Here is a 15,437-nt window from a genome sequence, read left to right on the forward strand (position 1 = left end):
GGTCTCAGTCCAGTCGTTCGAGGATGGAGTCCAGCTCGTCCGCCGCGAGCGCGACATCGGTGAAGTCCGCCGGCGTGTAGCCGCCGGCGCCGGGTGACAGGCAGTGGGCGATCAGCCCTCTCAGCGCGTCGCGCCACATCGCGCCGACCGCCGCGATCGTCTCCTGCCGGTAGCGCGCGGCGCTGTAGCGGAAGGTCGCCTCGAGGCGGCCGCCGTACACCGACGCGTCGATCTCGATCTCGTACGGGAGCAGGCTTCGCGGGTCGTGCTCGGGGCCGGACGACTCCGCGGCCACGGAGACGCGCGCGCCGGCGCCGACCACCTGGTCCCACTGCCCCAGGTAGTTGAAGCAGACGCCGGGCGTCGGCAGGCGGCGCAGCCGGTCCGCGAGCGCCCCCGCGCCGAGCTCCCGCACCGCGCCGTAGGGGAGGCCGCGCCGCGGGATGCGGCGGACCTGCTCCTTCACCGCCTTGAGCACGGCGCCCGGCGCCGCGTCCGGCGCGACCTCGAGCAGCACGGGATAGACGCTCGTGAACCAGCCGACGGTGCGCGACAGGTCGAGGTCCTCGCCGTCGAGCTCCTCGCGCCCGTGGCCCTCGACGTCGATCGCCACCGCGCCGCCGCCGGTCCATCGCGCGAGGGCCAGCGAGAGCGCCGTCAGCAAGACCTCCTCGATCCGCGTCCGGTACACCTCGGGGACGTCCTCGAGGAGCGCGCGCGTCTCCACGTCGCCGAGCGCGATCGCGACGCTGGACATGACCGCCTCGGACCGCTCGCCCGAAGGATCGTCCGGGACCGGCGAGGCCACGCGATCCCACGGCAGATCGAGCCAGAACGCCGCCTCGCGCTCGAGCGCCGGGCCCTTCGCCGCGGCCTCCAGGCGCTCGGCCCACCGCTTGTACGAGCTCGTCTTGGCGGGCAGGCGGATCGGCTCGCCTCGCCGCGCCTGCTCGCAGGCGGTCTCCAGATCCTGGAGGAGGATCCGCCACGAGACGCCGTCGACGACGAGGTGATGCGCGATGAGCAGCAGCCGCCCCGGGCGGCGGGGTCCAAGGTCGAACCCGATCACACGGAAGAGCGGGCCGCCCGTCAGGCTCAGGTCGGCCTGCCACCGGGCGGCGCGCTCCGCGATGGCCGCCGGCAGCTCCGCGTCGGGCACCGCGGAGAGGTCCTCGCGCTGCGCGACCTGGGCGAGCTCTTCAGACGCATGGACCTGCCGCCACCCCGCCCCGTCCCGCAGGAAGCGCAGGCGGAGGGCGTCGTGGTGGTCGAGCAACGCCGGCACCGCCGCCGCCACGGGCGCCCAGTCGAGCGGCCCCAGCAGCGCGAGCAGGACGGACTGGTTCCAGTGGTGCGGGTTGGGGAACGGCTGCGCGAAGAACCAGCGCTGGATGGGCGTGAGCGGCGCCTGGCCGGTCACGCGCCCCTGCTCCGCGGTCGGGCCCGTGGCCGCGCGCCCCGCGACGGGGGCCAGCGCCGCGATGGTCTGGTGCAGGAAGATCTGCCGCGGGGTGATCTGCAGCCCGGCCTCGCGGGCGCGCGCCACGACCTGGAGGCTCAGGATGGAGTCGCCGCCGACCTCGAAGAAGTTGTCGTGGATGCCGACCGTGTCGTGTCCGAGCACGTCGGCCCAGATCCGCGCGAGCTCTGCCTCCACGGCCTCGCGGGGCGCGGCGCGCTCGGCCTCGTTGCGCGCCGGCGCCGGGAGCGCGCGCCGGTTCACCTTGCCGTTCGTCGTGTGGGGGAGCGCCGGCAAGAAGACGAAGGCCGACGGCACCATGTAGTCGGGCAGCCGCGCCTGCAGGAAGGCGCGCAGCTCGTCCGCGGCCGGGGCCGGATCGGAGGGGACCACGTAGGCCACGAGCCGCTTCGCGCCCGGCTCGTCCTCGCGGGCCAGCACCGCGACCTCGCTCGCCGCGGCGTGCTCCGCGAGCCGCGCCTCGATCTCGCCGAGCTCGATGCGGATGCCGCGCAGCTTGACCTGGTGATCGACGCGCCCGCCGAACTCGAGCTGGCCGTCGGCGCGCCAGCGGGCGAGGTCGCCGGTGCGGTAGAGCCGAGTGCCGGGGCGGTCCGAGAACGGATCGGGGACGAAGCGCTCCGCGGTCAGCTCCGGGCGCGCCCAGTACCCGCGCGCGAGCCCCTCGCCCCCGAGGTACAGCTCTCCGACCACGCCGGCCGGCGCCGGCTGCCCCGTGTGATCGAGCACGTACGCGCGCGTGTTCGCGAGCGGCCGGCCGATGGGGACCGCCCACGCGTCGCGCGGGTCCGCGGCGGCCGACAGGTCGCTGACCGTCGCGGTCACCGTGGTCTCGGTCGGGCCGTAGGCGTTCAGGAGGCGGACGCGCGAGGCCTCGGGCGACGCCCGCCAGGCGCTCACCCGCTCGGGCAAGGCCGCCTCGCCGGTGATGACGATCTGCCGGAGGCACGGCGGCAGGGCCGCGCCCGCGCCGAGCTCCGCGACGACGCGGTGCCAGTACATGGTCGGCAGCACCGCCGCGGTCACGCCCCACGCGCCGCACGACGCGAGGAACCCGGCCACGGACTCGAGCATCGCGTCGGTGCGCAGCACGAGCGTCGCGCCTCGGGCGAAGCACGGGAAGATCTCCTCCGCGCTCGCGTCGAAGCTCAGCGACGCGAACTGCAGCACCCGGTCGCTCGACGAGATCTCGTAATCGACCGCCGCGACGTCGACGAAGCTCGCGAGCGCCCGGTGCGGGATCACGACGCCCTTCGGCGTCCCCGTCGACCCGGAGGTGTAGAGGATGTAGGCCGTCTGCTCGGGCGCCGCCTCGCCCGGAGGCGGCGTCGCGGGCTCGCCCTCCAGGCATGCCCAGCCGGGATCGAGGCGGACGAGCTCCAGACCGCCGGGCAGGTCGCCGGCCGTCTCCTGCCCGGCGAGGACGACGCGGATGCCCGCGTCGGCGACCATCACGGCGACGCGCTCGTCCGGGGTGCTGGGGTCGATCGGGACGTAGGCGCCGCCGGCCTTGAGCACCCCGAGGACGGCGGCGATCATCTCGGCCGAGCGCGGCAGGCACACGCCCACGCGGACCTCCGGCCCGACGCCGCGGCGCCGCAGGACGTGCGCGAGCTGGTTGGCGCGCCGATCGAGCTCCGCGTATGAGACGGACCGCTGCTCGTGGACGACGGCCACGGCCTCGGGCGCGCGCGCCGCCTGCTCCTCGAACCGCCGGTGCACGGGGCGCGGCGCCCGGTCCGGCGCCGCGGCGCTGCCCCACTCGAGCACGCGCGCGCGCTCCGCCGGCGCGAGCATCGACAGCTCGGAGAGGCGCGCCGCCGGGCGCGCGGCCGCCGCCGCGAGCAGCCGCTCGAGGTGCTGGGCCATCCGCTCGATCGTCGACCGATCGAACAGGTCCGTGCTGTACTCGAACGAGCCGCTCAGCTCGCCCGACGCCAGCGTCATGTCGAGCGAGAGATCGAACTGAGCGCTCCCGGGATCCACCTCGAGGGGCCGGACCTCGAGGCCGGCGATCGGCGCCGCCTGCGGCGGCGGCTGATGGAGCGTGAACATGACCTGGAACAGCGGGCTCCGGCCGAGATCCCGGGCCGGGCGCAGCGCCCTCACGAGGTGCTCGAACGGCAGGTCCTGGTGCGCCTGCGCGCCCAGCACCTCCTCGCGGACGCGCGGGAGCAGGTCCGTGAGCCGCGGGTCGTCGGACAGGTCGGCGCGCAGCACGAGCGTGTTGACGAAGAAGCCGATCAGGTCCTGGACCTCGAGGCGGGCGCGGTTGGCCACCGGCGTCCCGAGCCACAGGTCGGTCCGGCCGCTGTACTTCGCCAGCAGCGCCTGGAACACGGCCAGGAGCAGCACGAACGGCGTGACGCCTTGCTGCCGCGCGAGCGCGAGGAGCTGGGCCGAGAGCTCGGTGGGGAGCGCGAAGGCGTACCTGGCCCCCCGGTAGGACTGCGCCGCGGGCGGCGGCCGGTCGGTGGGGAGCGACAGCGCGGCCGGCTCGCTCCCGAGCCGCTGCAGGAAGTAGGCGAGCTGCTGGTCGAGCGCGGGCCCGTCGAGCCACTCGCGCTGCCAGCGCGTGTAGTCGCCGTACTGGACCGGGAGCTCCGGGAGCGCCGCGGCCCGGCCCTCCGCGCCGGCGGCGTAGAGCTCCATCACCTCGTCGACCAGGAGGCTCAAGGACCACCCGTCCGACACGATGTGGTGGAGGACGACGAGCAGCGTGTGCTCGCGCTCGCCGAGGCGGAGCAGCGTGATCCGGAACAGCGGCCCCTCGGTCAGGTCGAAGGCGCGGCTGGCTTCCGCCTCGAGCGCTCGCCGCGCCGCTGCCTCCCGCTCCTCGGCGGGCAGGGCGCGGAGGTCCGTGATCGAGAGCGCGACAGGCTGCTCCGCGCGGACGATCATCACGGGCCCGCCGTCGATCTCCGCGAACGTCGTGCGCATCGACGCGTGCCGGCGGACCACCGCCCCGAACCCGCGCCTCAGCCGGTCCACGTCGAGCGGGCCGGTGAGGCGCACGGCCGCCGGGATGTTGTACGAGGCCGCGGTCGGCTCGAGCTGGGCCAGGAACCACAGGCGCTGCTGGGCGAACGAGAGCGGCGGCGCGCCGTCATCCGGCTGCCCCGTGAGCTGCGCGGTGATCGGCGGCAGCGCCACGCCCTGCTGCTGCCGTACGGCCTCGTCCACCGCGCGGGCGAGCGCGGCGACGGTCGGGTGATCGAAGAGGGACCTGAGCGGCAGCTCCACCTGGAAAGCGGCGCGGACGCGGGAGATCACGCGCGTCGCGAGGAGCGAGTGCCCTCCGATCTCGAAGAAGCTCTCGTCCACGCCGACGGCCTGCTGGCCGAGCACGTCGGCCCAGATCCCCGCGACGGTCTCCTCCGTCGCCGTGCGGGGCCGATCGCCCGCCGCGCGCGCGGCGGCCCCCGGTGCGGGCCCGGCCTTCCGGCGCCGCTCGCCGTCCGGCGACAGCGCCGGATCGCCGGCCTGCCGCGCCGCGCGCCACGCCGCGGCGAGCCGCTCCTGCTCCCCGTCCCCGAGGGCCGCGACCTCCAGGAGCCGCGCCTCGGGGTGACCGGCGATGCGCTCGAGCAGGCCGCACATGTCCGCGGCCAGGCGGGCGACGGTCCCCTCGTCGAGGCGCCGCGTGTCGAACGAGAGCGACAGCGCGAGCTCGTCGCCGGGGACGACGGCGACGGTGAGCGGGTAGTTCGTCCAGGCCTCCGCCGTGCTCACCTCGATCCCGAGGGCGCGCCGGTGCTCGTCGACGGCCTCGTCGATGGGGTAGTTCTGGAACACGAGCAGCGACTCGAAGAGCGGCGCGCCCCGCGCCACGTCGCTCCATTGCTGCACCTTCACGAGCGGGCTGTGCTCGTGCTGGCGCAGCTCGAGGTTGAGCTCCTGGATCCCGCGGAGCCACGCGGCGAGCCCCGCCTCCGGGTCGACGCGGAGGCGCAGGGGGAGCGAGTTGATGAACACGCCCATGATGGATCCGGCCTCGGGCAGATCGGCGGGGCGGCCGGCCACGGTGACGCCGAAGAGCACGTCCGGCGCGCCGCTCTCGCGGGCCAGGAGCAGCGCCCACGCGGCCTGTACGGCGGTGTTGAGCGTCACCCCCTGCGCCTGCGCGAGGCCCTGGAGCGCCCTCGTCGCGCCGGGCGTGAGCCGCGCGCGGTGCTCGCGGAACCCGGGCGCCGCGGCGTCGGCCCGCTCGACGTGACCCGCCGGCAGCGGGGTCGGCGCCGTCAGCCCCTTCAGGTGAGCCCGGAAGAAGGCCTCGGCGGCCGCCATGTCCTGCCGCTCGAGCCACGCGACGTAGCGCTTGTAGGGCGGCGCTTCCTCCCGCGCGCGGAGCGCGCCGCGGCGCGCCTCGTCGTAGCAGGTCAGCCACTCCTCGAGGATCAGCCCCTGACACCAGCCGTCGAGCAGCGCGTGGTGGACGCTCCACACGATCTGGTCGACGCGCTCCGGGAGGCGCAGCACCGAGACCCGCAGGAGCGGCGGCTCCTCGAAGCAGAGGCCCCGCCGGCGATCGTCCCGGAGGAAGCGCTCGAGCGCCGCCGCCTGCTCGGCCTCCGGGATCTCGCGCCAGTCGAGGACCTCGAGGGGCAGGCGCGCGGCGCGCCGCACGACCTGGTGCGGCTCCTCGACGCCGGTGAGGAAGCCCGTCCGCAGGATGGCGTGGCGCGCGCCGAGGACCTCGAAGGCCCGCGAGAAGGCCTCGACGTCCAGGCCCTGCGTGAACCGGCAGACGATCTGGTTGAAGTACGGGCTGTCCTCCGGCGTGAGGAGCGAGTGGAAGAGCATGCCCTGCTGCACCGGGGACGCGGGGACCACGTCCTCGATGCCGTCGTCGGCCTGCAGCAAGGCGTCGAGCTGCGCCCGCTCCAGCCGGGCGAGGCTGAACGGCGCGATCTCGACGGGCGGGGCGGGCGGCAGGGGCGCGACCTGCGCCGCGGCGAGATCGCCGGCGAGCGCGGCGATCGTGCGGCGCGTGAAGATCTGCTTGGGCGTCAGCCGCAGCCCGCGCTGGGCGGCGCGCGCGATGATCTGCAGCGTGACGATGGAGTCCCCGCCGAGCTCGAAGAAGTCGTCTTCGACGCCGACCTGCTCGCGGCGCAGCACCTCGGCCCAGACCTCCGCGAGGAAGCGCTCCGGCTCGGTCCGCGGCGCGACGTGGGGGCGATGGGCCGGCGCGTCGAGCTGCTCGGGGGCGGGGAGGGCGCGGCGGTCGACCTTGCCGTTGGGCGACAGCGGCAGCCGCTCGAGCACGAGGATCGGCGCGGGCACCATGTAGGCCGGGAGGGCCTCGGCGAGCCAGGCCCGGAGCGACTTCGGATCGAGCGCCGCGCCGTCGCGGCCGGCGACGTAGGCGACGAGGCGCTTTCCGCCGTGGGCCTCGTCGCGGGCGAGGACGACGGCCTCGCCGACGCCGGGGTGCTGGAGCAGGCGCGCCTCGATCTCGCCGAGCTCGATGCGCAGGCCGCGGATCTTGACCTGGTGATCGAGGCGGCCGAGGAACTCGATGGCTCCATCGGGCCTGTGGCGAGCGAGATCGCCTGTCCTGTACAGGCGCCCTCCGGGGGCGGAGCCGAACGGATCGGGCACGAAGCGCTCCGCGGTCAGGTCGGGCCGCCGGTGATAGCCGCGGGCGAGGCCGACGCCGCCGATGTGGAGCTCGCCGGCGACGCCCGCGGGCACGGGCTGGCCATGGCGGTCGAGCAGGTAAATCTGCGTGTTGGCGATGGGGTACCCGATGGGCACCGAGGCGGAGGTGTCCTCCCGCTGGCAGGCCCAGAAGGTGACATCGATGGACGCCTCGGTGGGCCCGTAGAGGTTGTGGATCTCGGCGTCCGGCAGCCGCTCGAAGCACCGCCGCGCGAGCTCCGCCGGCAGCGCCTCGCCGCTGCAGATGATCCTGCGCAGCGACCGGCACGAGGCCACGTCGGGCGTCTCCAGGAAGGCCTGGAGCATGGGCGGGACGAAGTGCAGCGTGGTGACGCCGTTCCGCGTGATCAGCTCGACGAGCCGCTCGCCGTCGCGGTGATCGCCGGGCCTGGCGACGACGAGGCCGGCGCCGATCATCAAGGGCCAGAAGAACTCCCAGACCGAGACATCGAAGCTGAAGGGCGTCTTCTGCAACACCCGATCGTGCGGGGTGAGGCCGTAGCGCTCCTGCATCCAGTGCAGGCGGTTCAGCAGGCCACGGTGGCTGTTGCCGGCGCCCTTGGGCCTGCCGGTCGAGCCCGAGGTGTAGATGGTGTAAGCGAGGTTGTCCGGCGAGACGGCCACGGCGGGATTGGTGGCCGGCTCCTTGTCGATCTTGGCGCGATCCGCGTCCAGGCACAGCACCTGGGCGCGGTGGGGCGGCAGGCGCGAGGCCACGGGCCGCTGGCTCAGCAGGACCGGCGCGGCCGCGTCCTCGAGCATGTAGGCGATACGATCGGCCGGGTAATCGGGATCGATGGGCACGTAAGCCCCGCCGGCCTTGAGGATGCCGAGCAGCCCGACGACGAGCTCGACGGAGCGCTCCGCGGCGATGGCGACGAGCACGTCCGGCCCCACGCCGCGCTTCCCGAGCGCGTGCGCCACCCGGTTGGCGCGCGCGTTGAGCTCTCGATAGCTGAGCCGCCGCTCGCCGAAGATCACGGCCGCCGCGTCGGGCGTCCGCGCCGCCTGCGCCTCGAAGAGCTCGTGGACGTGCCGCTCGCCCGGATACGCGCGCTCGGTCGCGTTCCATTCCGTCACGACGCGCCGCGACTCCAGCTCGCCGACGAGCGACAGCTCGCCGACCCGCGCCTCGGGGCGGCTGACGATCTGCCGGAGCGCCACCTCCACGAGGCCGAGGAGGCGTGAGGCGACCTCCTCGTCGAACCGCCGCCGATCGTAGGACAGGCGCAGCTGGAGCCGAGCCCCCGGCAGGGCGGCCAGGGTGAGCGGGTAGTTGGTCTGGTCCGCGAACGCGACGTCGCGGACCGCGAGCCCGGGCAACCCCTGCTGGGTCCGAGGATCGGTGGGATAGTTCTCGAACACGACGAGGCTCTCGAAGAGCGGTTGTCCCGCCGGCACCGCGCTGAAGCCCCGCGCCTGGGCCAGCGGCGTGTGCTCGTGCGGGCCGAGATCGGTGGTCGTCCTCAGGAGATCGCGCAGCCAGTCGGCGACGGTCGCCGCCTGCGGCACCGCCACGCGCAGCGGCAGCGTGTTGATGAAGATCCCGACCATCGCGTCGATGCCGGCGAGCGGGGCCGACCGCCCTGCCACCGTGACGCCGAAGACAACGTCGTCGGTGCGGGCAGCTCGGCTGAGCAGGAGCGCCCAGGCGGCCTGGACCAGCGTGCTCAGCGTCACGCGGTGCTGCTGCGCGAAGCGCTGGAGGCGCGCCGTGACCGGCTCCGGCAGCGACACGATCGTCGCCCCGTGGCCGCTCGCCTCCTCGGCCTCCGGGACGCGCTCCAGGGGGAGCGGCGTCGCCGCGCTGAAGCCTGCGAGCGCGCCCCGCCAGAACCCCTCGTCGGCGCTCGCGTCCCGCTCGCGCAGCCAGCCGATGTACTCGCGGTAACGCGGGCGAGGCGACAGCGCGGCCGGCCGGCCGGCGCGCAGGGCCTCGTACGCGGCGAAGGCGTCCTGCAAGACGAGGGACGCCGCCCACCCGTCGAGGAGGAGGTGATGGTGGCTCCAGAGGAACTGGTAGGCCTCGTCGGCCACGCGCAGGAGCGCGACGCGCATCAGCGGGCCCCGGGCGAGATCGAAGCCCCTCGCGCGATCCGCTTCGATCCGGGCCTCCAGGCGCGCCCGCTGCGCCTCGGCTCCGACGTTACGCGCGCCGCGCCAGTCCTCGATCTCGACCGCCACCGCCGCCCCGCGCCGCACGACCTGGAGCGGCTCGTCGGCGCCTTCCCACGCGAAGGTCGTGCGCAGGACGCCGTGGTGCAGGGCCACGGCCTGCCAGGCCTCGCGGAACGCATCGACGTCGAGCGCCCCCTCCAGCCTGCACGTCACCTGCTCGACGTAGACGCCGGAGCCGGGCTCCCACAGGCTATGGAACAGCAGCCCTTGCTGGAGCGGGCTCAGGGGATAGACGTCCTCGACGTCGTGGCCGGGCCCCAGCAGGCGGTCCAGCCTGGCCTGATCGAGCCGCGCGAGGGGGAAGTCCGAGGGGCTATAGGCGCCGGCCTCGGGGGCGGCGCCGCGCGCGACGAGGGCGCGCAGCCGCGCCGCGAAGTCCTCGAAGAGGCGCGCCACCGTCTCGGGCCGGTAGCGGGCGCCGCTATGGCTCCACATCACCCGGAGGCGCCCGCCGACGATGGCCGCGTCGACCTCCAGCTCGTAGCCCCGCGGCGCGCGCGGATCCTGGTTGCGCCCCACGTCGCCCTCCGCGTGCGCGAACAGCGGGCTCGACGCGAAGAGATCGTCCCAGCGGCCGAGGTAGTTGAAGCGCACCTGCGCCGCCGCGCGCTCCCGGAGCGGCGCCGCCTGCGCGTCCTCGCTCAGGTACCGGACCATCCCGTACGTGGCGCCGCCCTGCGGGGCCGCGCGGAGCTGCTCCTTCAGCGCCTCGAGCGCGCGCTCGGGCGCCGCGCCGGCCGGGATCTCCAGCCGGACGGGGAAGATGCTCGTGAACCACCCCACCGTGCGGGAGAGATCCAGGTCGTCGAGCGCGTCGCGCCCGTGCCCCTCCAGATCGAGGAGCACCGCGGGATCACCCGTCCACTGCGCGAGCGCTCCGGCGAACGCCGCGAGCAGCACCTCGTCCACGCGGAGCCGGTACGCGGCCGCGGTCTGCAGCAGCGCGCGCGTGTCCTCGGCGTCGAGGAACCGGGTCAGCGAGACGGTGTCCGCTTCGAGCGACGCGCCGGCCGGATCGTCGGCGGGCAGCGCCCTCGCGGGGCGGCTCGCGGCGAGCCACGCCTCTGCCTGTCGGGTCACCTCCTCGGACTGGGCCTGCGTGAACAGGCGCCAGGCCCATTCACCGAACGAGACGACCTCCTCGGGGAGCCGGATCGCTTCGCCGCGCGCGTGCTGCTGGCAGGCGGTCTGGAGATCCTCGATCAGGATCCGCCAGGAGACCGCGTCGATCACGAGGTGATGGGCGACGAGGAGGAGCCGGCCGGGGCGCTCCGCGCCCAGATCGAACAGCACCGCGCGGAGGACCGGCCCGTCGGCCAGGTGGAGGCGCGCCTGGTGCTCCGCTGCAGCGCGGGCCAGCGCCGCGGGTTGCGCCTCGGCGGGCAGGTCCGAGAGATCGACCCGCGCGACGGCCGCGGGGGGCGAGTCCGCGAAGTACTGGCTCCACCCGCCCTCCTCGCGCGTGAACCGCAGCCGGAGCGCGCCGTGATGCTCGACCGCCGCCTCGATCGCGGCCGTGAGCGCCTCGACGGAGACCCGCTGCCGCAGCTCGAGCAGCACCGTCTGGTTCCAGTGGTGCGGGTTCGGCCCGCCGAGCTCGAAAAACCAGCGCTGGACGGGCGTGAGCGGCGCGTCGCCGGGGAGCGGCGTCGCGGTCCGCGCGTCCGCGGCCGGCGCCGAGCCCGACGCCGCGGCAGCGGCCAGACCGGCGATCGTCTGGTGCTGGAAGACCTGCCGGGGCGTGAGCGAGAGGCCCGCGGCCCGCGCGCGCGAGACGACCTGGAGCGCGAGGATCGAGTCGCCGCCCAGCTCGAAGAAGTTCTCCTGGACCCCGACGGCCTGCTTTCCCAGGAGCTCCGCCCAGATCCCCGCGAGCGTCGCCTCGGCCTCCGTGCGCGGCGCCGTGGCCTCGCCGCTCGCCTCGATCGGCGCCGGCAGCGCGCGCCGGTCGATCTTGCCGCGCGGCGTGCGGGGCAGCTCCTTCAGCGCCACGAGCGCCGAGGGCGCCATGTAGTCCGGCAGCCGCTCCTTCAGCGCGCGCCGGAGCTCCTCCGGCGCCACGTCCGCGCCGGCCGTGACGTACGCCACGAGCCGCCGCTCCTCCGGCCGGTCCTGCCGCGCGATCACGACCGCCTCGCGCACCCCGGGCAGCTCGGCGAGGCGCGCCTCGACCTCCCCGGGGTCGATCCGGAAGCCGCGCAGGCTCACCTGGTGATCCACGCGGCCGGCGAGCTCGAGCTGCCCGTCGGCCCGCCACCGCGCCCGGTCCCCGGTCCGGTACAGCCGCTCTCCCGGCTGATCCGCGAACGGATCGGGGACGAAGCGCTCCGCGGTCAGATCCGGGCGCGCCCAGTACCCGCGCGCGAGCCCCTGGCCTCCGAGGTACAGCTCTCCGACGACGCCGGCCGGCACCGGCTGACCGGCGGGGTCGAGCACGTAGGCTCGCACGCCCGCGAGCGGCCGGCCGACGGCGACCGCCCACCCATCGCGCGGGTCCGCGGCCGTCAGATCACACGCCGCCGCCGTCGCCGTGGTCTCCGCCGCGCCGTAGGCGTTCAAGAGCCGGACCCGCGCGGCCCCCGGCGACGCGCGGAAGGCGCGCACGCGCGCGGGCAAGGCCGCCTCGCCGGTGATGACGACCTGCCGGAGGCACGACGGCAGCGCCAGGCCCTCGTCGAGCCCCGCGACGACGCGGTGCCAGACAAGGGTCGGCAGCACCGCCACGGTCACGCGAGACGCTCCGCACGCCGCGAGGAGCCCGGCCGCGGACCCGAGCGCGGCCGCCGTGGGCAGCACGAGCGTCGCGCCCCGCGCGAGGCACGCAAACATCTCCACCGCGCTCGCGTCGAGGCTCGGCGACGCGAGCTCCAGCACGCGGTCGTCCTGCGAGATCTCGTAGGCCGCCGCCGCGGCATCGGCGAAGCCCGCGATCGCCCGGTGCGGCACCACGACCGCCGCGCCGGAGGTCGCGCGCACGCACGCCGCCTGCTCGGGCGCCGGCTCGCCGGCCGGCGGTGTGGACGGCTCGTGGAGCACGCACGTCCAGGCCGCGTCCAGGTGGACGATGTCGACGCCGGGGGGCGGCTCGGCCGCCGCGTCGCCCTGCGCGATCACCACGCGGACCCCGGCGCTGCCGATCGCCTCGGCGATCCGCTCCCGGGGGAGGTCCGGGTCGAGCGGGACGAAGGCGCCGCCCGACTTCAGCGCGCCCAGCACGGCGGCGATCCTCCCGATCGAGCGCGGCAGGCAGATGCCCACGCGGACCTCCGGCCCCACCCCGCGCCGCCGGAGGAGCTGCGCCAGCTGGTTGGCCGTCCGATCGAGCTCGCCGTACGTGATCTGCTGCGCCTCGTGGACCACGGCCGTCGCCCCGGGCGCCCGCGCGGCCTGCTCCTCGAAGCTCCGGTGTGCAGCGTGCGCGGCGCGCGCCGCCCGCGGGGTTTCGCCGGGCGCCCCCGCCGTGCCCCACTCGAGCACCTGCCGCCGCTCTTCGGTCGCGACCAGCGGCAGCTCCGACAGGCGCGTCGCCGGGCTCGCCGCCGCGCCTGCGAGCAGGCGCAGCAGCTCATCGGCCATCCGCGCGATCGTGCCCGCGTCGAACAGGTCCGTGTCGTATTCGAGGGCGCCTGCCAGCCCGTCCTCGTCGGGCGCGAGGTTGAGCGAGAGATCGAACTGGGCGCCGCCCACGTCCAGATCGAGCAGGCGCACCTCGAGGCCCGGTATCGCGAGGGGCCGCCTGAGCGCCGGCTGGAGCGCGAACATCACCTGGCAGAGCGGCGCGTGGCTCAGGTCCCGGACCGGGCTCACGGCCTCCACCACCTGATCGAACGGCACCTCCTGGTGCGCCTGCGCCTCGCGCACGGCCCCCGTGACCCGGGCGAGCAGCGCCGCGAACGGCGGATCCCCGGAGAGGTCGGCGCGGACCACGGCGGTGTTGGCGAAGCAGCCGACCAGCCCTTCCAGCTCGGCCCGGCTCCGGTTCGTCACCGGCGTGCCCACGCTGATATCGAACGTCCCCGCGCGGCGGGCGAGGAGGGCCTGGAACCCCGCCATCAGCACAGCGAACAGGGTCGTCTCCTCGCGCCGCGCGAGGGCGCCGAGCGCCGCGGCGAGCGCGCCCGGCACGCGGAAGAAGCGCCGCGCCCCCCGGAAGCGCTGGATCGCGGGCCGCGGCCGATCCGCGGGCAGCGCCAGCAGCCCGGGCTGCCCCCCGAGCTGCCTCTTCCAGTAGGCGACCTGGGCCTCGAGCAGCCCGCCTTCCACGCGCTCGCGCTGCCAGTGCGCGAAGTCCGCGTACTGCAGCGGCAGGTCGCCGAGCGGGGCGGGCCGGCCCGCGGAGAACGCCGTGTACAGCGCGGCGAACTCCGCGAGGACGAGGCTCGTGGACCACCCGTCGAAGACGAGGTGGTGCACGACCCAGAGGAGGATGTGTTCTTCCGATCCGAGCCGCAGGAGCGTGAGCCGGAGGAGCGGGCCGCTCGCCGTGTCGAACGGCCGCCGCGCCTCGCGCTCGATCAGGCGCCGGACCTCGGCGTCCCGCTGCGCCGCGGGCAGGGCGCCGAGGTCGATCCGCTCGATCCGCGGCGCCCCGTCGGCGTGGACGATCTGCGAGGGCTGCCCGTCGACGACGTCGAACGTCGTGCGCAGGACCTCGTGCCGGCGCACGATCTCGGAGACGCACCGCTCTACCAGGGAGACGTCGAGCGACCCGGCGAGCCGCACGGCGGTGGCCAGGTTGTAAGAGGCGCTCTCCGGCTCGAGCTGGGCGAGAAACCACAGCCGCTCCTGGACGAAGCTCATCGGAAAAACGAAGACATCCTCACGCATGAAAGAACCTCAGGAGGCTTTGGCCCGGTACGGCTCGGCCATGGCTACAAGGACCTTGCGCGGGCCGCGGTAGGGCGCGCGCCCGTGGGCGACCAGCATGTTGTCCGCGAGGAGCACGTCCCCCTCTTGCCAGGCGAACTCCACGGCGAGCTGCCTGTACACCTCGCGGATCTCGTCGAGCGCGGCGCCCTCGATGGGCGATCCGTCTCCGTACATGGCGTTGCGGGGCAGGTCTTCCTCGGCGAAGATCGAGAGGAGCGCCTCCCGCGCGGCCGGGTCCAGGTTGGAGACGTGGAACAGGTGAGCCTGGTTGAACCACACCTGCTCTCCGGTGCGCGGGTGGGTGGCCACGGCCTGGCACACCTGGCGTGTGCGCAGCTCGCCGTCGGCCTTCCACACGCACTCGATGCCTGCCGCCCGGCAGAAGCGCTCGACCTCGGCCCGGTCGTCGGTGCCAAAGACCTTCTGCCACGGCAGGTCCAGGCCGTTACCGTAGTTGCGGACGTACATCACCTTCTTCGCCGCGAACCGCTCCCGTATCCGGGGAGGGATGCGCCGGAAGACCTCGCGGCTGTCCGCGATCGGGGTGCTCCCCCCCTCGGGCGCGGCCTGCGCGCAGTGAAACCAGATCTTGAGCGGCCAATCGAGCGTGTACGACTGCTCGTTGTGGAGGGGGATGTGCTGGTGAGCCGGGTACTCCGTCGACGTGTAGATCCGGTCCTGCACGTGGGAGCGCGGCGTCGACCCGAACGTGTAATCGAGGAGCTCCGGCGTCACGATCCGGACGAAGGCGTGGAAATCGGCGAGCGACTGGACAGGGAAGCCGCGGAACAGCACAGCTCCGTGCCGGATCAGCTCCTCTTCCGCGCACGCCCGGATGGCCGCGGCCAGCGCGGGCACGCCCGCCGCGTCGCCGCGGCCGAGCGGGCTAACGACGAGCGGCAGGGCGTTGCCCGGGAAGAACGATCGCGACAGGCCTGCCGCCTCGCTCCGCGCCGCGCCCTCGGGCGCCTCGCGCTGTGGCAGAGCGCTCGAGGCGGTCACGACGGCCGGCCCTCCTCCCTCTGCTTGCGCAGGCTGAGCGGCCGCATGTCGGTCCAGACCTCCTTGATGTGCTCGAGGCACTCGGCCTTCGTGCCGGTCTTGCCCGCGTCGCGCCAGCCGAGGGGGTTTTCGCGGTACTCGGGCCATATCGAGTACTGCTCCTCGTGGTTCACGACGACTTTGTAAATGGTGTTGTCTTCGCGTTCATCGTTGGCCATGGACTCCTCCGTTTCGAGATGTCGTG

General features: G+C 74.6%; 3 protein-coding genes. All 3 read right to left on the minus strand.

Features of this window, described 5'->3' with window-relative positions; all coding sequences use genetic code 11:
• Positions 1-4: 4 nt before the first annotated feature.
• From WMF34_RS42340 to WMF34_RS42350, 3 genes are read right to left on the minus strand one after another with little or no spacing between them, the layout of a single operon-like run.
• Positions 5-14,149: a non-ribosomal peptide synthase/polyketide synthase gene (locus tag WMF34_RS42340; protein ID WP_437991366.1), complete on the minus strand. Its 14,145-nt coding sequence runs from the start codon at positions 14,147-14,149 to the stop codon at positions 5-7.
• A 9-nt stretch (positions 14,150-14,158) separates the two neighbouring features.
• Complete coding sequence (locus tag WMF34_RS42345; RefSeq protein WP_437991367.1) at positions 14,159-15,193, minus strand: TauD/TfdA family dioxygenase; 1,035 nt, start codon at positions 15,191-15,193, stop codon at positions 14,159-14,161.
• Positions 15,190-15,411 (minus strand): MbtH family protein, encoded by a 222-nt coding sequence (locus WMF34_RS42350; protein ID WP_437991368.1) that lies wholly within the window; start codon positions 15,409-15,411, stop codon positions 15,190-15,192. The genes WMF34_RS42345 and WMF34_RS42350 overlap by 4 nt, the downstream gene beginning before the upstream one ends.
• Positions 15,412-15,437 lie beyond the last annotated feature (26 nt).

This window comes from Sorangium sp. So ce145, from assembly GCF_051525985.1.
Lineage (GTDB): Bacteria > Myxococcota_A > Polyangia > Polyangiales > Polyangiaceae > Sorangium > Sorangium cellulosum_B.